At 68.7% G+C, this 22,198-nt stretch carries 19 protein-coding genes; 6 read left to right on the top strand and 13 right to left on the bottom strand.

Translation table 11 applies throughout. From position 1 onward, the window contains the following. Positions 1 to 12: 12 nt before the first annotated feature. The 3 genes from IPN47_05565 to IPN47_05555 all read left to right on the top strand — a co-directional run bounded on the left by IPN47_05565 (position 13) and on the right by IPN47_05555 (position 4,065). Positions 13 to 1,770, top strand: coding sequence for a hypothetical protein (locus IPN47_05565; protein MBK9407510.1), 1,758 nt, complete (start codon positions 13 to 15; stop codon positions 1,768 to 1,770). Further along, on the top strand, positions 1,767 to 3,305 hold the full coding sequence (locus IPN47_05560) for a methionine--tRNA ligase (protein ID MBK9407509.1): 1,539 nt from the start codon (positions 1,767 to 1,769) through the stop codon (positions 3,303 to 3,305). Before IPN47_05565 ends, IPN47_05560 begins: the two co-directional genes overlap by 4 nt. Before the next feature lie 229 nt (positions 3,306 to 3,534). Further along, positions 3,535 to 4,065: a hypothetical protein gene (locus IPN47_05555; protein ID MBK9407508.1), complete on the top strand. Its 531-nt coding sequence runs from the start codon at positions 3,535 to 3,537 to the stop codon at positions 4,063 to 4,065. Between the two features lie 79 nt (positions 4,066 to 4,144). Here the strand turns inward: IPN47_05555 and IPN47_05550 are convergent, their stop codons facing one another. From IPN47_05550 to IPN47_05540, 3 genes are all read right to left on the bottom strand, one after another. After that, positions 4,145 to 4,708, bottom strand: coding sequence for a LemA family protein (locus IPN47_05550; GenBank protein MBK9407507.1), 564 nt, complete (start codon positions 4,706 to 4,708; stop codon positions 4,145 to 4,147). Between the two features lie 109 nt (positions 4,709 to 4,817). Next, complete coding sequence (locus IPN47_05545) at positions 4,818 to 5,561, bottom strand: nucleotidyltransferase domain-containing protein (GenBank protein ID MBK9407506.1); 744 nt, start codon at positions 5,559 to 5,561, stop codon at positions 4,818 to 4,820. 1 nt (position 5,562) lies between these two features. Further along, positions 5,563 to 6,402 (bottom strand): TPM domain-containing protein, encoded by an 840-nt coding sequence (locus IPN47_05540; protein MBK9407505.1) that lies wholly within the window; start codon positions 6,400 to 6,402, stop codon positions 5,563 to 5,565. A gap of 324 nt (positions 6,403 to 6,726) precedes the next feature. Here IPN47_05540 and IPN47_05535 point away from each other — a divergent pair, with 324 nt between their 5' ends. Together IPN47_05535 and IPN47_05530 are read left to right on the top strand one after the other, a co-directional pair. Then, positions 6,727 to 7,449: a thioredoxin domain-containing protein gene (locus IPN47_05535; GenBank protein ID MBK9407504.1), complete on the top strand. Its 723-nt coding sequence runs from the start codon at positions 6,727 to 6,729 to the stop codon at positions 7,447 to 7,449. Positions 7,450 to 7,482: 33 nt separating this feature from the next. Beyond that, positions 7,483 to 8,772 (top strand): hypothetical protein, encoded by a 1,290-nt coding sequence (locus IPN47_05530; GenBank protein MBK9407503.1) that lies wholly within the window; start codon positions 7,483 to 7,485, stop codon positions 8,770 to 8,772. A 40-nt stretch (positions 8,773 to 8,812) separates the two neighbouring features. On the opposite strand, the gene IPN47_05525 is transcribed toward IPN47_05530, so the two are convergent. Together IPN47_05525 and IPN47_05520 are read right to left on the bottom strand one after the other, a co-directional pair. Beyond that, entirely contained in the window at positions 8,813 to 9,526 is a 714-nt protein-coding gene (locus tag IPN47_05525; GenBank protein MBK9407502.1) for a hypothetical protein, read from the bottom strand. A gap of 168 nt (positions 9,527 to 9,694) precedes the next feature. Beyond that, the gene (locus IPN47_05520; GenBank protein MBK9407501.1) at positions 9,695 to 10,186 is read right to left on the bottom strand and encodes a CHRD domain-containing protein; all 492 of its coding nucleotides are present in this window, start codon (positions 10,184 to 10,186) and stop codon (positions 9,695 to 9,697) included. Between the two features lie 343 nt (positions 10,187 to 10,529). On the opposite strand from IPN47_05520, the gene IPN47_05515 reads away from it, so the two are divergent. Next, a complete protein-coding gene (locus tag IPN47_05515; protein ID MBK9407500.1) occupies positions 10,530 to 11,033 on the top strand; it encodes a hypothetical protein in 504 nt (167 codons plus the stop codon). 126 nt (positions 11,034 to 11,159) lie between these two features. Here IPN47_05515 and IPN47_05510 read toward each other — a convergent pair whose 3' ends face one another. From IPN47_05510 to atpC, 8 genes are all read right to left on the bottom strand, one after another. Beyond that, complete coding sequence (locus IPN47_05510) at positions 11,160 to 12,716, bottom strand: hypothetical protein (protein ID MBK9407499.1); 1,557 nt, start codon at positions 12,714 to 12,716, stop codon at positions 11,160 to 11,162. Between the two features lie 25 nt (positions 12,717 to 12,741). Further along, on the bottom strand, positions 12,742 to 15,840 hold the full coding sequence (locus tag IPN47_05505) for a SusC/RagA family TonB-linked outer membrane protein (protein ID MBK9407498.1): 3,099 nt from the start codon (positions 15,838 to 15,840) through the stop codon (positions 12,742 to 12,744). A 474-nt stretch (positions 15,841 to 16,314) separates the two neighbouring features. After that, positions 16,315 to 17,466 (bottom strand): TonB family protein, encoded by a 1,152-nt coding sequence (locus tag IPN47_05500; protein ID MBK9407497.1) that lies wholly within the window; start codon positions 17,464 to 17,466, stop codon positions 16,315 to 16,317. Between the two features lie 80 nt (positions 17,467 to 17,546). Then, a complete protein-coding gene (locus IPN47_05495; GenBank protein MBK9407496.1) occupies positions 17,547 to 19,385 on the bottom strand; it encodes a tetratricopeptide repeat protein in 1,839 nt (612 codons plus the stop codon). A gap of 149 nt (positions 19,386 to 19,534) precedes the next feature. Beyond that, complete coding sequence (locus tag IPN47_05490; GenBank protein MBK9407495.1) at positions 19,535 to 19,687, bottom strand: hypothetical protein; 153 nt, start codon at positions 19,685 to 19,687, stop codon at positions 19,535 to 19,537. Positions 19,688 to 19,706: 19 nt separating this feature from the next. Then, entirely contained in the window at positions 19,707 to 20,030 is a 324-nt protein-coding gene (locus IPN47_05485; GenBank protein ID MBK9407494.1) for a hypothetical protein, read from the bottom strand. 63 nt (positions 20,031 to 20,093) lie between these two features. Next, positions 20,094 to 21,914: a carbamoyltransferase gene (locus IPN47_05480; protein MBK9407493.1), complete on the bottom strand. Its 1,821-nt coding sequence runs from the start codon at positions 21,912 to 21,914 to the stop codon at positions 20,094 to 20,096. A 30-nt stretch (positions 21,915 to 21,944) separates the two neighbouring features. Next, positions 21,945 to 22,196 (bottom strand): ATP synthase F1 subunit epsilon, encoded by a 252-nt coding sequence (gene atpC, locus IPN47_05475; GenBank protein ID MBK9407492.1) that lies wholly within the window; start codon positions 22,194 to 22,196, stop codon positions 21,945 to 21,947. Positions 22,197 to 22,198 lie beyond the last annotated feature (2 nt).

The following is a 22,198-nucleotide window of genomic DNA, read 5'->3' as shown; positions in this document are numbered from 1 at the left end:
CCGTCTTCTCCCATGCCAAGCCTGGTAGAAGTCGCCTTCAAGGGCAACCGGAAAGAGTTCTTCTTCTGGAACGGCGACGAGCCGCTCCCGACGAAGGCCGCGGTCATCGTCGAGGCAGATCGCGGCGAGGACCTCGGGCACGTCTATGCTACGGGTGAGTTGGTCGAGAAGCGCATTGCCGGCGTCGCGCACAAACCGACCGAGGAGGAACCGGTGTCGCGCGAGGTGCGGCGCCTGGCGACCCCCGACGAGGTCAAGAAGGTCGCCGAGCTGCGCGACCAGGACGAGATCGCCCGCCGGAAGGCGATGGAGCGGGTCAAGGCGAACAACCTCGTCATGAAGCTCACGGACGCCGAATGGCGGTGGGACCGGCGCAAGCTCACGATCTACTTCACGGCCGACAAGCGCGTCGACTTCCGGAATCTCGTGCGCGAGCTGGCGGCGATGTTCCGCACGCGCATCGAGCTCAAGCAGATCGGCGTGCGCGACGAAGCCAAGCGCCTGGGCGGGATCGGGCGCTGCGGACGTGAGTACTGCTCGGCGTCGTGGCTCCCCGAGCTGCGCCCGGTGAACCTTGGCGTCGCCAAGGACCAGAAGCTGTCGCTCAACCCCACGCAGATCTCCGGGGCCTGCGGGCGCCTGATGTGCTGCCTGCGCTACGAGCACGACTTCTACGTCCAGCAGCGGAAGCGCTTCCCCAAAGAAGGAAAGATCATCGAGACGTCGAAGGGAGAGGAGAAGGTCATCTCGAACGACATCTTCCGCGAGCGCGTGACCCTGCGCGGCCCCGAAGGCGACGTTCGGATCATTCCACTCGCCGAGCTGCGCCGCGAATGGCGCAACCCGCCGGCAGGGACGCAGGGGCTCGAGGAGGATGCCTCGCCCTATCCGTACGAACAGGTGACGGACGAGGTGCTGCGACTGCAGGACACGTCGGAGATGCCCGTCTGGCGCCCGGACATGGAAGGGGGGCTCGCCCCGCTGCCGCCCCGCGGACTTCCGGTGCTCGGCCGGGGTGAGCGTGGACGAGACGCAGGAGCACCGGCCGGGGGCGGAGAGCGAGAAGGTCGTGAGCGCGGCGAGGCCAAGGCGCGTGGCGAGCGCACGGATCGCGGTGAGCGCTCAGACCGCGGCGAGCGTGGCGCGCGGCGCGAGCGAGACGAGCGGCGTGGCGAGCGGCGCGGCGGGGCCGAACGAGCGCCCTCGGGCGAGCGGGGCGGCGAACGTACCCCAGGTGCGCCGGACGCGGGTGACGGCGTGGCGGCTCGCGAGCGCGGGGAGCCTAACGATCGCCGCGGCGCACGCGGGAGCGATCGGAGTGGGGAGCGCGGCGCGGCGCGCGGCAGCGATCGTGGCGGCCGGCAGGATGACGCCGAGCGGCGTGGCCGCGGCGACCGCGGCGGTCGTGGCGATCGCGACCAGCGTCGTGCGGCTGACCGTGCCACGTCCAGCTCACCGGCCGATCCCGGCGCTCCGCCGCCGCGAGATGAGGTCACCGCCGTTGGCAACGGCGGCGACCGCCGGCCGGGGGGCGACGTCACGCCCGACGTTGCAGCTGACGCGGAGGCGACGGGACGTGAGGGGGCGACGAGTGAGGAGCGCCTCGACGAGCAGGAGCGCAGGCTGCGGCGGCGCCGCGGACGGCGCGGCGGTCGGCGCGCGCGCGGCGGCAGTGAGCGCGGCGAGGGAGAGCGCGGCGACGCCGGCGATTCGGGGAGCGGGGGCGATCGCGATTCCAGCACAGATTCCGGACCAGGAGACGGCGCGTGAGCCGGTTCTACATCACCACCGCAATCGACTACGCCAACGGCGAGCCGCACCTCGGACACGCCTTCGAGAAAATCGGCACCGACGTCATCGCCCGGTACATGCGCCTGGCGGGGCGCGACGTCCACTTCCTGACGGGAATGGACGAACACGGGCAGAAGGTGGCGCAGACCGCCGCAGCGAAGGGGGTGTCGCCCCAGGAGTTCGTCGACGGGATCGCGACGCACTTCCAGGCGATGTGGGCGCGACTCGGTATCTCGTACGATCAGTTCATTCGCACCACCGACCCGGCGCACAAGGCGGGGGTCCGGGCGCTCATCAAGCGCATCCACGAGGCCTCGCCCGACGACTACTACGAGAAGTCGTACGAGGGGTGGTACTGCGTGGGGTGCGAGTTGTTCAAGCGCGAGGACGAGATCGTCGAGGGCCGGTGCGTCGTGCACCCGACCCGCACGCTGGAATGGACCGAGGAGCGCAACTGGTTCTTCCGCCTCTCGAAGTACGAGGGGTTCCTGCGCCGCCTCTTCGCCGAGCGGCCCGATTTCCTCGCCCCCGAGAGTCGGCGCAACGAGATCCTTTCGCTCATCGAGCAGGGGCTCGAGGACATCTCGATCACGCGCTCGCGCCTGTCATGGGCGATCCCCTTCCCCATCCCCACCTCGGACAACGTGCCGCAGGGGACGTGGGTCTGGTTCGACGCCCTGCCGAACTACCTCACGGCAACCGGCTATCCGGAGAAGGGATGGCGCGAGCGCTGGCCGGCCGACGTGCACGTGATCGGGAAGGACATCACGCGCCTGCACGCGGTGGTGTGGCCCGCCATGCTGCAGGCGGCGGAGATCCCGCTGCCACGCCGCGTCTGGGCACACGGCTTCGTGCAGTTAGGGGGGGAGCGGTTCTCGAAGTCTGCGGGGGTAAAGCTGGAGCTCGGCGAGGCGATCGAACGCTTCGGCGCCGACGCGTTCCGCTACTTCCTGATGCGCGAGGTCCCGTTCGATGCCGACGGCAACTTCTCGTGGGAACGATTCGAGGAGCGCTACAACGCCGACCTGGCCAACGCGTGGGGGAACCTCGCGAGCCGCACGATCTCCATGATCGAGAAGTATTGCGGCGCCACCGTCCCGGCCGCGGGCCCGACCTCGCTGGATGAGGGCGACGCGGCCGACATCGCCGCCTATCACGAGGCGATGAACGGCGAGAACGGCTTCCTCCTGCACGAGGGGCTCAAGGCGGTCTGGCAGTCGGTAGCGCGCGGCAACGAGTACGTGGACCGGCAGGCCCCCTGGAAGCTGGCCAAGGACCCGGCGCAGCGAGCCGAACTCGATGCGACGATGGCGGCGCTGGCGCGCCACCTGGCGCGTCATTGCGTCCTCCTGCACCCGTTCATGCCCGTGAAGACGCTGGAGCTCTGGCGGGCCCTTGGCGCCCCGGGAACCCCTGCCGACGTGCGATTCACGGCGCTTCCGGAGCTCGACGCGAACGGATGGCGGGTGGTCAAGCCCGCCCCGCTCTTTCCGAAGGACGCACCGCCGGCCTGAACCGCGGGCCTACACCGCCGGCCGGCAGCGCCGGCCGTCTCCTCCTCCGCCTCCGGTACGCCGCCGGCGCGACATGCACGGTCGGGGCTGCCGCGCTCCGGCGACGGGCGTCATGCGCGGGGTGTGACCGGCGTACTTGCCCGCACTCCCGAACCCGGGTAACTCAAGAGCGAAGGCGAGACGCCGCAGTCTCGCCTTCCCATCGTTCCGTATCCCGACGTACCGCCGCATGAAGCGTTGGACCGTTCTCTTCATTCCGCACGACACCGACGAGCCGCGCAGCGTCGCGGTCTCGTCGCGCGCGCTGCGGTGGATGGGGGCGGGGGTGGCGATCGTCGCCGTAGCCGCGATCGTCGGCGTCGGGGCAATTGCCTCGTGGGCCGCGCGGACCGGCGAGGGAACGATGCGGGCGCAGCGGGCGACCGTCGGCGAGGTCGAGGGTGGGAGTCGCGTGGCGGAGATGGATTCGCTGCGAGCGACCGTACAGGCCCTCAACGGCGCGCTCGACACGATACGGCGCGCCGACGCGAGGTTGAGCGCAGCCGCCGGGGTCCCCGCTCCCGACTCGGCCACGCTGCAGGCCCACGCCGCGCTCAAGGGGAGTCGCGCCTCCGCCGACTCGCTGTTGCGACGCGCCGCGCTCGTGAAGGGGCGCATCGAGGCGCTGGCCGACTCGGCGAGCGCGCGCGACGCGGGGCGGCGCGCGGCGCCGACGGCGCGCGGGGCCGCTGGCCGGCGCGACGCCTCCTCCCCTCGTTAGGCCCCCGGACGCACGACGAAGGGGCGCCACCCGTCGGGATGGCGCCCCCATGTCCGTCTCGATGATCGACGGTCGTCCGCTACTTCGTCAGGTCGATCTTCGGCGCCTCGCGCGCCGCCGCGTTGGATACCTCGAAGTACTCCTTGGGTTTGGAGCCGATCACCTTGGCGGTCATCACCTGCGGGAACTTGCGGATGTACGTGTTGTACGTCTCGACCGCTCCGTTGAGGTCGGTGCGCGAGACCGCGATGCGATTCTCGGTCCCGGTCAGTTCATCCTGCAGGCGCAGGAAGGCCTGGTCGGACTTGATCTGCGGGTAGGCCTCGACCTGGATCATCAGGCCGCGCATGGCCGTCGTGAGCTGCTCGTTGGCCTCGGCCATGCCGCGCGGATCACCCTTTTGGACCGCGTCTACCAGCCCGGAGCGGGCCTTCGCGACCTGCGTGAAGACTTCGAGCTCCTGCTTGGCCTGGCCGCGCACCACCTCGACCAGGTTCGGGACGAGATCGGCGCGGCGTTGCAGCTGGACCTCGATCTGCTGCTTGGCGGCATTGGCCTTTTCGTCGTAGGTCTGGATCGTGTTGTAGCCGCACGCCGTCAGGGCGAGCGGGAGAAGGGCAACGAGTCGTCGTAGGCGCATCATGCACTCCTGGTTGGAAAGAGAGGACGGGAAGACGGGAAGACGGGAGCGAAGCGAGCACCCCTGCAAACGCCGGAGCCTGGCTTCGCGGCAGCCGAGTGACGGCGCGACGTCATGCGGGATATCCGCCGTCGGAGCCGACGGTCTGGGAGTACGCGTCGAGATAGGCGACCAGCGCCTCGGCGAAGCCGAGGTACTGCTCGACCAGGCCCGAGGCGTCGCGCTGACTCAACGTCTCGAGGCCACGATTGTGGCGCACGATGCGCTTGAGCGACGACGCGTCGCGCCCGCTCTGGGACGCAAATCGATCGCAGACGGTTTCCGAGTCATTGGGTGGTTCGGTGCCCGCCAGACGCAACGTGGCGCGCAGCAGCACGAGCATCGCACTCGCACTCTGCTCGAGCAACAGCAGGAGCGCCTTCTGGTCGCCCGACGCCTCGAGGACCGCGTGCCGCAGGCGCAGCAGCTTGCTCATCGCCTCGTGCTCGAGCTGCAGCCGCAAGTCGGCGCGTTCCACCACGACACCGGCCAGCGGCAACGTCCCGGCCAGCACCTTGTGGTGGGCCAGGATATCGGCGTACTCGATCGGGAAGATGTCGGCGCTCCCCAACCACTCGGCGCGCGTCATCGTGAGCGGAGGCGGGTTGCCGGCCTCCCGCCAGGCGCGCGCCACCGCCCCTTCCTTGCGCAGGTGCTCCATGGTGATGCGCTGCACCACCACGAGCACGTTGAGGTCGGAGAGCCGCGTGGCCTGCTCGCCGCGCGCCGCCGAGCCGTACAGCGCGACGCCGACCAGTTCGTCGCCGTACGTGGCCGACAGCTGGGAGACCAATCCCTCGAGGGTCATCTTTGCCATGTCACCAACTCCCGCTGGAACCGCCGCCGCTGAAACCGCCGCCACCACCAAAGCCACCGAAGCCACCGCCACCGCCCCCCCCACCAAAGCCACCACCACCCCAATGCGATCGCCCGCGCGAGTTCGAGATCGCATCGGCCACGATCAGCGCCTGCAAGCACCCGTTGCGCCGTCCACCGCGTGAAGCCCGCGCCATCGCGCTGAACAGGATGAGCAGCACCACGAAGACCACCAGCACCGCCTCGGGCGGGATCCCGCCGCCACTCGGGCGGAGCGACTCCACCTGCGCCGGGACAATCGCCGTATCGAGCGCAAAGCCGAACTCCCGTTCGAACCGTTGCGCCACACGCAGCGAGATCAGCTCGAGCGCCGTGGAATAGTCGCGTTGCTGGAAGAAGGGAATCGCCTCGCGCCGGATGTCGCCGGCGGTCGCGTCGGTGATGAAGCCTTCCGTCCCCTGCCCCGTCATGATCGAGATGTAGCCGCGCCCATCGCGACTGGTCTCCTTCGGGACGACCAGGACGACGACGCCGGCGTTGCGAGAACGATCGCCGATCCCGGCGTCGAGCCCGACTTTCCACTCGCGACCGATGCGCAACGCGACGTCTGCGACGTCCCGCCCGCCAAGGTCGGGGAGTGTGACGACGACGATCTCACCGCCGGACTTCGCCTTGACGTCGAAAACGATCCGGTTGATACGCGCGACCGCGTCGGCCGAGAGGACGCTGGCTGCGTCCACCACCATGTCGGCCTGCGTCTGGCTGAAGCCACGCGGCGGCGACGGGAGCTGGACCTCCTGTGCTACCACCAACGACGCGACGAGCGCGAGAAGGGCCCACACGGGCGAATCGTCTCCCTGACAACGTGACGCCCGGCGCTCACGGGGGAGCCGGGCGAAGTAGGCACTGCGGTATGGTAGCCATACGCAGGGGAGCGGGGTAGGGATTCAGCCAACCCGCAGGAGAGGGTGCGCATCCCTCCGGCGACGACTCACCGCCGCGGCGAACCGCACGGAGGCCATGCCGGCGCGGCGCGCCGACGCGCCGTCGACCATTCGTGCGGAGGCCAGTAGTTTTCCCCGTCGTTGTTGCCCGCCTGTTCGCCTGCGCCCCACGCGCGAGCGCACGGGAGCGCACTCGTTCCGCGTCACTTCACCCGCCTATCCATGTCGCGCCTCTTCCCCGCCCTGGTGCTCGCCGCCATCACCTCGACGCTTGCGGGGTGCGGCACCAAGTCCGGCGCCGCCGCCGATAGTTCGTCAGCTGCAGCGGGTGCCGCCGCGCCCGCTGGCGGCGCGACCACCAGCGCCGTCCCCGCGCCCTCGGCAACCAACGCCGACGCGCGCGTCACCCGCGCCGACAAGAGCCGCATCCTCGGCGACAGCACGGCGAAGCTCTGGATTCTCGTGGTGAGCGACTTCCAGTGCCCGTTCTGCGGCCAATGGGAGAAGGAGACCTCGCAGGCGGTCATCAAGGAGTTCGTGCAGACCGGGATCGCTCGCATGGCCTTCATCAACTTCCCGCTGCAGCAGCATCCCAACGCCCTTCCGGCGGCCGAAGCGGCCATGTGCGCCGGCGCGCAGGAGAAGTTCTGGGACATGCACGGGCGCATCTTCGAGCGGCAGGGCGAGTGGAGCAACCTGGCCGACAGTCCGCCGTTCTTCGAGAAGATCGCCGGCGAGCTGGGGCTCGACGTCGATGCGTACAAGGCGTGCGTCAAGGACCACGTCATGCGCCCGATGATCCTCGCCGATGCCGAACGTGCGACGACCGCCGGGGCCCGCTCGACCCCCACCTTCTTCATCGGCAACCAGGCGCTTGCCGGCGCCGAGAAGATCGAGGCGTTCCGCAGCGTCATCGCCAAGGCACAGGCCGACCTCCCGAAGTAGTGGGCACGACGCCTCGGCGCGAGGGCTAGCGGAGTGAATCCGCTCCTCTCCCTGGCCTACGGCGCGGTGGGTGGGCTTGCCTCGCTCGCCACGCGGGTCACCCCAGGGGGCGAGGGCAAGCTGGCGAGGTCGCTCGCCGCCAGACGCAACCTGCTGGACCGCTATGCCGCCTGGGGGCGAGACGGACGCGATCCGTCGCGCCCGCTCCTCTGGATGCACGCCCCCTCGGTCGGTGAGGGGCTGCAGGCGCGCCCCGTCCTGGAGCTCGTGCGCGCGCGCCGCCCCGACGTGCAGCTCGCCTACACCTTCTTCAGTCCCAGCGCCGAGGCCTTTGCTCGGCGCCTGTCGGTCGACTTCGCCGACTATCTCCCGTTCGACACCGCGGGGGCGGCGCGCGCCGCGCTGGCGGCATTACGGCCGACGGCGCTCGTGTACGCCAAGCTCGACGTCTGGCCCCTCCTGACGCAGGAGGCCGAGCGCCGGGGCGTGCGGCTGGGGATGGTGAGCGCCACCGTGTCCCCGAGTTCTTCGCGCAACCGCGGGCTCGCGCGCGCGCTCCTGCACGACGCCTATGCGGCGATGGGGGCGGTGGGCGCCGTGGGGGCGGACGATGGCGCGCGCCTCGTGGCGTTAGGCGTTCCGCCGGGCGCCGTGACGGTCATCGGCGACACCCGTTACGACCAGGTCGCCGCCCGCGCGCGAGCCGTCGATCGGTCCTCGGCGCTGCTCGCGCCGCTCGCGTCGCCGCGCCCAACGTTGGTGGCCGGGAGCACCTGGCCTGCCGACGAAGCCGTGCTGCTCCCCGCCTGGGATGCGATTCGTCGAGGCGTCCCTGGAGCGCGACTCATCATCGCCCCGCACGAACCCACCACCGCGCACCTCGCCCCTATCGAGGCCTGGGGACGCGCGCATGGCATCGTCGTCTCGCGACTCGGTGCGTCGGGGGAGGAGTCGGCCGACGTGGTCCTCGTCGATCGCGTCGGGGTGTTAGGCGATCTCTACGCGCTCGCCACCGCCTCGTTCGTGGGCGGCGGCTTTCACGATGCCGGCCTGCATTCGGTGCTCGAGCCGGCGGCGTTCGGCGTCCCGGTGTTGTTCGGCCCGCGCTTCCGGAACGCGCGCGACGCCGTGCTCCTGACGGAGTCGGGTGGCGGCGTGACGGTGCGCGACGTTCGCGAGACGACCGCGGTGGTCACGCGGTGGCTCGGCACCGCGTCCACCGCCCGGGAGGCCGGAGCCCAGGCGCGCACGCTGGTCCAATCGGGGGTGGGGGCGGCCGAGCGCGCCTACACGCTCGTCGAGCGCCTGCTCAACGGGTCATGAGCAGGGCGGCCACGCCCGCCACCCGAGGCGGCGGCAGGGCCTAACGCTTGAGGCCCGGCGGGGTCCACACCAGCGAGATCCCGATCCCGTTGCGATCGTCGCCGTACCCATCGGCACCGCCAAAGAAGGCCGAGCCACGGACCGCGAGCACGCGCGTGAGCTCGAGATTGGCGCCGATGTCGAAGTTGATCCCCACCTGCGACTTGTCGCCGTTGCATCCGCTACAGATGTCGAGCGAGACGCGAGGATGGACGTACGGCGTCAGGGCGAGCGTTCCGTCGAGCGGGAACCGATGGCCGATCGACACCCCGAGCGGGACGCTCAGCGTGGTGTTGTTGCCGAACGCGAACCCGGCGCCCGCGGTCAGCAGGAAGTCGAGCGGGACGTCGGAGGTCGCCGTGGAGAGCTGGTAGGCGTAGGCGCCACCGAGGAAGAGCACATTGTCTCGCCCGGTCCCCGTGGGGTCGGCGATGCCCACATCGAACGAGAACTGTGATCGTCTCGCGTACCCTTCGCGCCACTGGAAGACCACGCTCGTTCCGGCGTTGCCGCCGTCGGCGATGCCGAAGTTGAACTCGCGGGAGGCCGTCGTGGGAACCTGGAACGACGGATAGGCCCACGCCTGCGCCTCCGCCGGTCGGGCACTGAGCATAACGAGGGCGGCGCCGGCAACGATGCCGGCCGCGCGTCCGGTGCGGATGAGGAAGTGGCGCAGACGCGCCGAGGTGCGAACCGTGGGGTGGGAACCGTGCATGACGAATCCTCGTGCACGGGCGCGCGCAGGCGCCCGGGAAGGTGCGAGACGTCGTCCCGCGCTGGCGCGACATGCGGCGCGGGAAGGTAGCGCCCTGTCATACGCCACAGGGCACGGGAAGATTCGTCAGGCAGCCCTCCTGAGACAAGCGCCGCGAAGCGCGCTGGACTACCGCACGATCTGCCCTCTCAGCTCCCCAGGCGCATACTTGCGCGAGTGCACGTTGAGGTACGCCGTCCCGGCGCGCATGCGCGTCAGCACCGAGTCGAACGTAAAGGCCCCGCTGAACGTCCCGCCGCGCGTGATGTAACCATACCGAAAGACACCATCGACGCGCCCGATGACCGGCCCACCAAAGGTGAAGACCATGATCGGCCCGGAGGAGTTCGCATCGGCCGCGTGGATATGCGACGCGGTGATCGAATCGCCATTGGCGACGTACATCAGGTACTCGATCGAGTCCTTGCCCAGCACGGTCAGGACGGCGCTCCCCGACGCGTTGGTCACGACGGCATTCGGCCGCTCGGCCGCCCCCGTCAGGGCGAGCACATAGCGCTCCGGCGCGGGGGCCGTCGTGTCGTCGTCGCAGGCGGTGAGCGCAGTGGTGGCGAGCAGGACCAGCGTCCCGGCGGCACGGGCAGACCGACGTGAGAGCATCATGCGAGACCTCGTGGGTGAGGAGAGGAGGTGTGCGTCGAATGCCGAAACTGCGAGTCCCCTTTGCCCGCTGCCACGACATTGCGGCCAAGGGAGAGGCTCGTGCGGTGAAGGCCACATTCCTGACGGTGGGCGCGCCAGTCACCAACGCCTCAACGTCGTGTCGACCTCGCCTCAGGTGCGCCGTCCCGTGCATCCCGCTGCGAACCGCACGCCTCCCTGCAGGGGACCGGACGCGAAGGAACGGGGTAGCTTCATCGGGCATGCCGCCATTGACGTCCACCGCGGCACCCCGGACACTTCCATCGCACCACTTCAGATCGTCCCCCCAATGCCCGATCGTGCCATGCCTTCCCTCGCACTGCCACGCCCACGTCACCTGCTCCTGGCGCTCGCCGGAGTGCTCGTGCCCGCGCTTGCCGCCGCCCAGAGTTCGGGCGCCTCGGTCGAACAGAAGAAGATTCGCTGGTCGGGGAACTTCACGCCGGTTCAGGTGAGGGCCTCCAACGTCGCAATGCGCACACAATCGCGGATCTACGGCACCATCTCCCTCACGTCCACGGCGGAGAACAGGGACCGCGCACAGGTGCGCCTCAACTTCACGAGCCAGAGCGGCGGCCAGTCGTTCACCGTGCAGTGGGGACTCCTGCAGGGACGATGCGGCGCCGGGAGCATCCCCGTCATGCCGCTCGACATCTTTCCGGTCATCGAAGTCGGCGCCGACGGTCGAGCCCAGCTCGATACCGAGCTGTCGCTCTCGCTCCCGGAGAGCGGCGAGTACCACGTCAACGTCTACAGCGGCGGGCAGGAGCTCAGCAACGTGATCACCTGCGCGAACCTGAAGCACTAGCAGCGACGGATCGAACGGCAGGAGCAGGTCGCGCCGCCGAGACCGACTTCCTCCCTGACAAAGCGAACCGGGCGCGTCCTCGCACGAGGGCGCGCCCGGTTCTCCGTTCTGGTGCGTCGAGCAGTACTACCGCTCGGGTCGTGCCGTGCGTCCCCGCTTCTTCCCTGCCTCGATCGTGGCCAGGTTGTCGGAGGCGTGCGAGACGATCGACGAGATGTAACGATCCGGTTGTCCAACGCCGCCGAACGTGTAGATCGGGAGGCGGAGGATTTCCAGTTCCTTGGCAGGCACCGGGAGGTGACGAAGCGTCCCGGCCTGGAGCTTGTCGAAGCGACGCCCATCCATCAGTTCGACGCCGCTCGTGTTGAGCAGGTCGACCACACGTTCGTAGTACACGTAGTCGAGCAGCTTCGCGGCGCCATCGGCCGCCGTTGCCGGCGCCAGCTGACCGCGGGTCACGCGCGTCTTGTTGATCAGGGAAGCCGCGGTGGCGAGGCTGCCGCCGCTCCGGATCAGCCCTTCGGCCCACAGCAGGTCGTTTTCGGCCTGGAGGACGTACGGGACCGGCCCGGTGGCCGCGCTCGGCGACGTACGCGCATGGAAGCGATAGCGCTTGTGCGAGTACGGGCTCTGCATGTAGATGCCGCGCGCCGGGTCGCCGATGACGGCGCCGTGGAACTGGAAGTCCGATGCGAGGCGCGCGTCGGCCGAGGTTGCGGCCGGCGGGATCGTGCCGGTGAACTTCGCCGGCGAGTTCGGATCCAGGATGTTGATGAGGCGCATGTCGACGCGCAGCCACGTGGGCTCGTCGCCGTAGAACGCGATGTACGAGTACCAGTTGTTGTTGTCGCCGACGACGGTGAAGTCGTACGGCGCGCCGGCACCCGCCGTCCCGCTCAGCCCCTTCTCGGCGTACGACACGACCTTGGCCCAATTCACCGCAGCGTTCTCGGTGGGCGTTCTCGCCGTGTAGACGAGTGTACGGGCCGCCATCGTGTTGGCCATGCGGGACAGCATCGCCGAAGTCATCGGCCCGGCGGCGATGGGGATCACGCTGACGTCATACGTCTCGTTCTTGCCGCTCAGCGAGGCGATCAGCGCGTCCCACTTCGTCATCGCGGCGGCCGACACCTCCGGGTACTTCTTGAACACCGGCGTGGTCCCCGCGCTCTTCTCGTCGACCACGAATCCCTGGTCGAAGAGGATCGCGATGTTCGCCAGCGAGGCCGCCTGCGTGAACTGCGCCAACGCCTTGTACTTCGCCGTCTCGCCATTCGGCACCTCGACGCCATTGTCGATGGCGATGAGGACGTCGTTGGCGGCGCCCAGCGTCCCGTAGTTGAAGTTCCACGGGCTCTCGGTCACGGCGCGGTCACCACCGGCCGAGTTGTTCACGTACGGCGCCCTCGGCTCGAGGTTGTTGAACCGCATGCCGAAGTTGCCGAAGTTGGCCGCGCCGTTGTCGGAGGTGACCGACAGCATCATGTACGGCTCGAGGTACGTCGCCGTCAGGTACCACGAGTTGATCGTGGAGACGGCGATGTTCTTCACGTCTTCCCCCGACGCCAAGGCACGCTTGATGTCGGGATTGTTCGGGTTCGTCACGTCGAGATCCGCACAGGCACTGGCAGAGAGCAGCGCCGCGGTCCCGAGGACGAAGCGGGAAATGCTTCGGGTTCGCATCAGTGTAAGGGCTCCTCGTGCCAGGTTAGAACTGCAGCTCGACCTGACCGGTGAAGGTGCGGAAGTTGGGATAACGGAAGCCGTCGATACGGAAGTTGAAGTCGCCACCGGCGGTCACTTCCGGGTCGAAGCCCGTGTACTTGGTCCACGTGAAGACGTTGCGCCCGATGAAGGCAAGCTTCATCCCCTTGATCTGGCGATTGAGCCCGAAGCGCGCGAGCGTGTTCTGGCCGACGTTGTAGGCGACCGAGAGCTCACGCAGGCGGGCGTACGACCCGTCCTCGACGAAGTGGTCGTTGGCGACCAGGCCGTTGTAGAGCCCCGCGGAGTAGAAGGCCAGCGGACGGCGATCGGCGACCGGGCGACCAGCCTGGTCCTGCGTCCCGTGCCGCTCGTCCTGGTACATCCACTGCTTGGTGAAGTTGTAGATGTCGCCACCGCGCACGCCGTCGAGCAGGGCGTAGAGCGTGAAGCTCTTGTAGCGCAGGTTGTTGGCGAAGCCGAAGCTGAAGTCGGGGTTGACGTCCCCGATCACGTGCTGCGTCGCGCCGGCGGCATTCACGTAGGCGATCGGCGCTTCGGTGCTCTTCCCGAGGTTGGCCGCGCGCACGAGATAGCCGTCGGAGTTCACGACGTAGTCCGCCGCGTTGGCGCTGGCGTTGGCCGGGTTTTCCTTGAGCTGCTCGAAGCTGCGCACCCACTTGGTGCCGTAGATGACGCCGAGCTTCTCACCCGACTTGTAGTAGAAGACGTCCTGCCCCTGGGCTCCCGTCGCGTTGCGGCGGAACGGCGCGGCGTCCATGCGATCGATCTTCTGCCGCGTGTTGTCGCCGGTGAGCGAGAACGAGTAGGAGAAGGCATCGGTGTCGACCACGCGCGTCTGCAACGACACTTCGTACGTGTGTGCGCTGACGTCCGCCGCGTTTTGCACCTGATTGAGGAAGCCGCCTGACGCCGCCAGCGAGAGCGGGATCGACAGGAAGGCGCCCTTCGTCAGGCGATCGGCCTTCACGAGCTCGAGGTCGAAGCGATCGAGGAACTGGATGTTGATGCCGTACTCGTTTTCGGTCTGGATCGCCGGCTTGAGGTTCGTGTTGCCGAGCTGCTGCTTGGAGATCTGCCCGCCGGCGAGCGAGTAGGTCTCGTACTGGTCGGAGAAGCCGGGGCGCAGCCCCGCGGTCCCGCGGGCCGCGCGGATCTTGAAGTCCTGCACGCCCGGGAGCTTGAAGTCCTCGGAGATGCGATAGGCCAGGGCGACGCGATAGAAGTCCTGCCAGCGCGCGTCCTTGCCGAAGAGCGACGAACCGTCGCGACGATAGAGCGCGTCGATGATGTAGCGATCCTTGAAGTCGAACGACTGCGACACGAAGTAGTTCACCGTGCGCTGCAGGTCGAGCCCCGAGTTCACCGCCACCTGCGTCGGATCGGCGGCCGCAAGGTCGGGCACGTCGGTCACGTTCAGCTTGGTGCTGTTGGCCGTGAAGTTGGTGTTGTCGAGGTTCTCCAGCAGGTACGTGACGCGGGTCGTGGAGAGCAGGTTGTTGAAGAGCAGCTTCTTGGTCGTGGCGTTGAACTGGAGGTTCTCGGCGACGTTGTTGAAGGTGCGCTCTTGCAGCTGACCGTTGCCCGCGACGCCGCCCTCGTTGAGGTAGCCGCGGAAGTTGTACAGGCGGTCGCGCTGGTTCAGGCGGTCGGTCCCGTAGTTGGCGTCGAGGTTGAGCCAGTTGAACGGGCGATAGCGGAAGGAGAACGAGCCGAGCAGGCGTTCACGGCGCAGGTTGTAGTCGCTGTTCCGGAGGCCGTACAGCGGATTGCCGCGCGCGTTCTTCGCCTTGAGGTCCGGAAGCAGCGGGTAGTACTCGACGTCGCTCGCCGGGTTCGGGTGCACGAGGTCGAGATCGGGGGGCGCCTGCAGCAGCGCGAACCACCCGTCGGTGCTGCCCGGATCGTAGTCGTTGCGATTCAAGCCGTACGTGAAGCTCGCCGAGAAGTCCGCCTTGCTGCCTAACGCCTGGTCGACGTTCATGCGGAGGTTCTGGCGGCGCTGCCCGGACGTGAACGGCAGGATCCCCTGGTTGTGGTCCGTCGTGAACGACGAGTTCAGGTTGGTGCTGCCGCGACGCAGCCCGAGCTGGAAGTTCTGCAGGTAGAAGTTGCCGTCCTGGAGCCAGCTCTTGAGCTGGTTGCGCCAGGCGTCGGGTCCGGTCGACGGATACGGATTGTCGGCGATGCCGTCCGGGTCGAGGAGGCGCTGCGTGCCGGCGGCGTTCGTCTTGATCGAGCCGTCGCTGTTCAGCTGGAAATTGTGGTGCTGGCTGAGCGGCACGAACTTGTACACGCCCGACTGGCCATACTCGCTGCGGCTGCTGAAGGAGATCTTGTTGTCCTGCAGGTTCTTGCCGCGCTTGGTCGTGATGGCCACGACGCCGTTGGCGGCGTTGGAGCCGTAGAACGAGGCCGCAGCGGCGCCCTTGAGGACTTCGACCGACTCGATGTCGTTGGCGTCGATGTCGGCGAGCGAGTTCTTGGTGATCACGCCATCGACGAGGATGAGCGGATCGTTGTTGCCGACCGTGAGGTTGGTCGAGCCACGCAGACGGATCGACGGCGCGGCGCCGGGGTTGCCGGTGCCGACCGCGATGCGGGCGCCCGCGACCTTGCCGGCGATCGCCGCGATGGGCGACGACGCCGGGACCTGCTTCATCTGCTCCTCGGAGATGCGCGAGACCGAGAAGGCGAGCTTCTTGGTCGACGTCGCGTCAGCCACCCCCGTCACCACCATCTCTTCCAGGCGGAACGGATCGGTCTTGAGCTCGAAGTTCTGCGTCTGCGCGCCGGTCGTCAGCGTGATCTGACGGCTCACCGGGGTGAAGCCGATGAAGCGGGCGGTCAGCGTGACGCGCTGGCCGTTCGCCTGGGACTCTGGAACCGAAAACTGGTAAACACCATTGGCGCCGCTGGTCGTGCCGGCGTTGAGGGACGGGATCAAGACGTTGGCGCCGACGATCGGCTGCCCTTCGGTATTCGTGACCCGTCCAGAGATGGTGGCGGCCTGCGCAAACGCTTCCGCCGACACGCCCATGAGCAGGGCGAGGGCGAACACGCGCGCGAAGACGCCCTTCATTACTGGCAAGCTTCGCATGTTACCTGGGGATGCGGGTTTGGGGGGAGCTGCGGTGCGTTGATTGAACCGGAACCGCGGTGACGAAGTAGTCCGACAAAGTCCTCCGGGATTGGGTTGAACCCAATGCACCCGCCCGTTCGGGCAGGATTTGGGACGACACGAACGTTGGGGGGTGTCAGGCGAGCGTCAAGAGGGATCTGCACGATTCCCGCTTCGGCTTATCCCACGCAACGACAACAACTTGCGTCCCGTTTTGTATACAAAACCTGCCCGGTATTCCCCGAGGGTTTCGCACCCCTTCCCTCACAGCGATCCGCTTAGGAACCACACTAAAGGACGGGGTCGCCAAACCCGCAGCGCCGGGGATGCGATCGGCGCTCGCGGCCGCGCTCCAGTCCGGGCGCAGGCTCGCAAACCAGGGGAACGCCGGCTACCGTGGCGCCCGGAGGGGGCGAGTCGCCCCCTTGCCGCGGATCAGGGGCTGGTCGGGTAGACGAACTCGATCGGCAGCTGGACCACCTGCCGAACCAGAGCCCCCTGACGCCGGGCTGGCGTGAACTGCGCCCGCAGGAGCGCCTCGCGCGCCGACAGCGAGAACAGCGGATGCGTTGAGGCGATCACCCCGATCGTCCCGGGGACCACGGCACCCGTGGTGTCGACGACAAACTCGGTGAGGACGCGCCCGCCTCGCCGGTCCCGGTAGAGTGGAATCGGATACTCCGGTGCTAGGCCGCCGTCGACCAACGTCACCGCCGAGTCGACCTGCGCCGCCGTGAAGGCCTCGCCGCGCCCCACCATTCCATCGAGATCGATCGCCGCCCGGGAATCGACCGTCGCCTTGGGGTCGGGCCGTCGGCGGCGCGATCGGGATGGGCTCGACCATATCGCCACCACGCCGCATCGATCGAGATTGCGCGGCCCGGCGAACTCCGCAGGGACGGTGGCGGATCCCGAATAGACCTCGATCCCCTCCACCATCCCCGGATCGATCGACTCCAGGTCGAACTCCGCTGCGGCGGCCGCCATCCCGTCCAGGAAGACCAGCGGTGGACAGCTCGACCCGCGGATGCGAACGGCCTTCTGGATGTTGCCGATCGGGCGGATCTTCACCCCCGGAATCTCCCGCAACAGGTCGGTGAACGAGAACGAATGCGTTCGTTCGATCCGGTCGCGTGACACGAAATGCCCGACCTTTCGGTCCCGGCGCTCGTAGAAGCCGGCGAGGCGCGACTCGAAGGCATCGCGCCTCGCCAGCACCGAGACCGCCGCAAGTCGCGTGACCACCTGCACGAGCTGAATCTCGACGTCGACAAGGCCAGTGGTCGGGACCTCGACGTCCATCACGGCCGGACGGAATCCCAGCCGGCGAATACGCAGGCGGAGGTTGCCCGCGGTGAGCCCGCGTAGCACGTAGCTCCCGTCCTCCCCGGAGACGGCACGCGCGCTCCCACCTTCGACCGTGACTTCGGCTCCGGCAATGAAGAGCCCGACGGTGTCGCGTACAACGCCACTCACCGTCGCGCTCTGACCGGAGGCGGGCGCGGCGACGACGAGCAGCGCCGTGATGAGTCCCCACCACGCCCGCCGGGTGATCAAACGCGAGACTCGGTGTCGAGAGAGGCGCATCGTGTCGAGGGTCGGTCGCCCATCAACGATATGTCGGACGACGTCGTCGCGAAACGTGCGCGGGACGAGACGAGTCGCCCCTACCGGCTCAGCCCGATCGCCGACATCCACCCCGCCAGCCCGGGAAAACGTGGATCGATGCGGGCGAGGGCCAGCGCCGTCGCCCGAGCCTTGTCGATGTCGCGCGCCAAGCCGTAGGCGAGCGAGAGCTGGTACAGCGCCGTGGTGTTCGTCGGCTCGAGCTGCACCGCCTGCTCGAGCAGCGGGAGTGCCCCCGCGATGTCCTTGCGCTGCACGAGGAGCTGGCCGAGGGCGAGGGCCCCCGCACTCGTCGGCTCCAGCTGCAACGCGTCGCGCAGCGCGCGTGCGCCCTCACCTTCGTTCCCCTGCAACAGGAGGGCACGCGCCAGCAGCCGACGCGGATACTCCGCCGACGGCAGGTCGCGCACGAGTCCTCGATACTCGCCCGCCGCAGAATCGGGCAACGATCGGCGCTCGTAGTCCGCGGCGACCTGCAACTTGGCCTCCTCCCATCGCAAGCCGCCGCGCGACACAATGAGCGCCAGGCTATCGAGCACGCCGTCTGGTCGATGGGTCGCCCGATAGTCTCGCTGCTGCGTCGTCGGCACGAAGGGCCAACGCGTGACGAGCGTCTGCACGGTGTGAAACGCGATGCGCTCGTCGAACGGGGTCAAGGCCGACGCCTCCTGGTACGTTTCCCACGACCTGCGCCGGCTTCGTTCGGCGCGACGTCCGAGAAACGCGGCGGAGTCGAGTGCGTCGTAGAACGCCGCCGCGAGCAGCGTCACGCCTCGGCGATTGGGGTGCACGTGCTCCAGGAAGAGCGCATGCCCAGGGAGCCCGGCGCTCGCCTGGTCGAATCGCTCGGCGACCGGGACGTACGTCGCCCCACCAATCCGGGCCGCCTCGCGCACGGTCGCGGTGAAGACGCCAGGAGCGCGGAAGCGCACCACGTCGAGCTCGCGCGCCCGCTGGAATGCAGCGCGGGCGGCCGCCGAATCGCCGGCCGCCAGCGCCCCCTGCGCCGACCGAAATGCCGAGTCGGCCGCCGCGTTGGCGGGCGAGGCGAACGGCGCCTGGTCTCGCAGGTTGCTCGCCGGGCTTCCGACAAATACCGGAATGCCTCCCTCGCGAAACGTCGCCAGGAGCGCCGAGAGGTTGTCGGCGAACTGGTCGCGCCCCCGCACGAAAATCTCGCCGTCGAGCGGGACCTCGCGATCGCGGCCGAGCACCTCCATGAAGCTCGGCGCCGAATCGGGCGCCGCCGCCCCTCCGCGACCGAGCAGGCGCCGGAGCGCCATCCCGATCCGAAGGCGTTGCAGCTGCAAGGAGGTGCGAACCAGCCAGGGCGACGCCCCGCCGCCCCTCGTGGACGCCGCCCCCAGCACACCGTAGTACTCGTTATGCCCGGCGTAGATGAGGATGGCGTCCGGGCGCGCGTCGGCGATCTCCGCGGCGAGGTCACGCATGGTGACACTATTGGTCGCCGCGATCCCGAGGTTGATCACCTCGACCGAATCGCCCGGGAGTACGTCGCGCAGCGCATCGCGCAGCAGGCGCGAGAACGTCCCGTTGCGTGGATACGGGAATCCCGCAGTGGTCGATTCCCCGAGCACGAACAGCCGGAAGCCGTTTTCCGGCTTGCGGCTGGCGAAGAACTCCGGCGGCGGGGCCGGGGCGTTCTCCGTCAGCGGGAAGTAGCGCTGCCCCACCCGAGGGTTCGCCACCAGCAGCGCACCGTCACCGACCACCGCCGGGACGAAGAGCGGGAGGGCGTCCTCGGGCCGGAGCACGCGCAGCGCCCCCTCCACGGCGGCGAGGGCGACCACCGGCAGCAGAAGCGTGATCGCGAGAAACAGGCGACGACGCGCCGGTGTCAGCGAAGCGCGCGCCGACACCCCGGTCGAGGGCGCTGCACCCGAGGGCGCTGCACCCGAGGGCGCTGCTCCCGAGGGCGCTGCTCCCGAGGGCGCACTCGGCGACGCTCCCTCCGTCCCGCTGGTCTCCCTCGCGTCGGCGCTGGCCGTCCCGCGCTTGGCCTTGCGACTCAAAAGATGGAATAGATGAAGGGGGCGAGCGCCGAGCCCTGCACCGCGACGAGCACCGCACCGGAGAGCACCAACACGACGATGATCGGAAGCAGCCAGAGCTTCTTTCGCTCCAGCATGAACGCCCACAGTTCGCGCATCACCTGCAGCATCGCGTCTCGTCCGAATCGTTCAGAATTGTCGTTCCATGCGCCGACGTGCCGACGCGTCGTCCACCGATGGGCGGTCGACCCAGTAGCTGGACGCCCGCGAGTCCCTCGCCAGCGGCGATCGGCCCACCGACCGTCGTATGACTCCGATCGGGGTGATCACCAGCCAATACATCACGCCGTAGAATACTGGCGCCGTGATGCGCGACAGCGCCACGCCCAGAGCCATCCAGGTGCGCCGCGCGGGTCCCAGGTGCGTTGGCAGCAGCCCCCCCGCGACGACCAACGAGCCGGCGAGCGCCAGCAGGACGAGGCTCGTCGTACCGCGCGACCGAAGGTACGCCACCGCCGGCGAGCACGGCGAAGCCGCCCGCCACGGTGAAGGCGAAACGGCGCCCCTCCGCGACGGTCAGTCGGGGATCAGTGCCGTCTGCCATCGGGAGCGATCGAGTGCGGGTTGTTCACCTTTGACCAGGAAGAACGGCGGAATGGCCAGCGCGTCGAGATCGGTGCGCATGAAGCACGCGTACGCGTCGGCCGGACTGCAGACGATGGGCTCACCACGGACGTTGAACGAGGTGTTCACGAGCACGGGGCAGCCGGTCCGGGCATCGAACGCCGTGAGAAGTTCGTGCAAGCCCGGCGCACGCGCGGCCGATACCGTCTGGAGGCGCGCCGAGTAGTCGAGGTGTGTGACGGCCGGGATGTCGCTGCGCGGTTGATTGAGTCGGTCGATCCCCCAGGCGTCGCCCGGCGCCCCGTGCCGTCGGCGTCGCGCAGTGACCGGCGCGACGAAGAGCATGTACGGCGAGTCGCTGTCGAAGTCGAAGTACTCGCGGGTGCGTTCGGCCAGCACCGCGGGCGCGAAGGGACGAAAGCCCTCGCGGAACTTGATCTTGAGGTTGATCGTCGCCTGCATCGCGGGGTTGCGTGGGTCGGCCAGGATGCTGCGCGCGCCTAACGCACGCGGGCCGAACTCCATCGCGCCATCGAACCACCCGACGACCTGTCCGGTCGCGAGGGCGTCCACCGTGCGCGCCACCAGCTCCGGGCGCGGCAGTTCGTGCATCACGGCCCCGTGCGCGGCGAGCGCGGCGCGGATCGCCTCCCCATCGAAGATCGGGCCGAGCAACGCGCCGCGCATGCCATCGTGCACGCCGTCGGCCGTTCGTTCCCCCCTGAAGTAGCGGTGCCAGGCGAGCAGCGCCGCCCCGAGCGCCCCGCCCGCGTCGCCAGCCGCGGGCTGCACCCACAGCTGATCGGCTACGCGCTCGGCGGCGAGCCGCCCGTTGGCCACGGCGTTGAGGGCCACGCCCCCCGCCAGGCACAGTCGGCGGCTCCCCGTCACCTGCAACGCGTGGCGCGCCATCCGCCGCACCACCTCCTCACACACGTCCTGCACCGAGCGCGCGAGGTCCATCTCGCGCTGCGTGAGCGGCGACTCGGGCACGCGCGGGGGGCCGCCGAACAGCGCGCTGAAGCGGGCGTTGGTCATCGTCAACCCGCCCAGGTAGTCGAAGTAGCGCTGGTCGAGGATGAATGACCCGTCGTCGCGCAGCGACAGCAGGTGCCGGTAGATCGCGTCGACGTATCGCGGCTCGCCGTACGGCGCGAGCCCCATCAGCTTGTACTCCCCGGAGTTCACGCGAAAGCCGGCATGGTACGTGAAGGCCGAATAGAGCAGCCCTAACGAGTCGGGGAAGTGCTGCTCCTGCACGACCGTGAGCCGCCCCCCCTCGCCATGGGCGATGCTGGCGGTGGCCCATTCGCCCACACCATCGATGGTGAGGACGGCCGCCTCCTCGAAGGGCGACGGATAGAACGCGCTGGCCGCGTGCGACTCGTGGTGCTCGGCAAAGAGCATGCGGCCGGCGTAGCCGCCGAGTGCGACGCGCAGCTGCGGCTCGAGCGTCAGGCGCTGCTTGCTCCAGAGCGGGGCGGCCTGCAGGAACGACCGTACGCCGCGCGGTGCTATCGCGAGGTAGGTCTCGAGCAGGCGGTCGAACTTGAGGAGCGGCTTATCGTAGAAGGCGACGGCGTCGAGCCGTGCCGCGTCGATCCCGCCCTGCGCCAAACAGAACGCCGCGGCGCGGGTGGGAATCGATTCGTCGCCTTTCCGGCGACTGAATCGCTCCTCCTGCGCCGCGGCGACGATCTCGCCATTGCGGACGAGACAGGCGGCACTGTCGTGGTAGAACGCGGAGACGCCGAGGATCCAGGTGTCGGACATGCCTCCCCCGGGACGCCGGCTGGGCCGGCGTTAGGCCTGCGCCGCCTTCTCCGTCACCACCCGCACGTGGTTGTCGACCACCTGCAGGAAGCCGCCTTCCACCTGGAACGTCCCCTTGGACCCATTCGATCCGAGGCGGAGCGTCCCCTTCCCCAGCAGCGTCATCATCGGCGCGTGAGAGGTGAGGATCCCCACCTCGCCGTCGAACGCGGGGGCGGTCACCGACTCGACCTCCCCCTCGAACAACGTCTGTTCCGGCGAGATCACCGAGACCTTGAGCATCG

The sequence above is a fragment of the Gemmatimonadota bacterium genome (assembly GCA_016719105.1).
Taxonomy (GTDB): domain Bacteria; phylum Gemmatimonadota; class Gemmatimonadetes; order Gemmatimonadales; family Gemmatimonadaceae; genus SCN-70-22.
The sequence above is the reverse complement of the archived record's forward strand: the minus strand, read 5'-3'. Positions and strand labels throughout refer to the sequence as shown.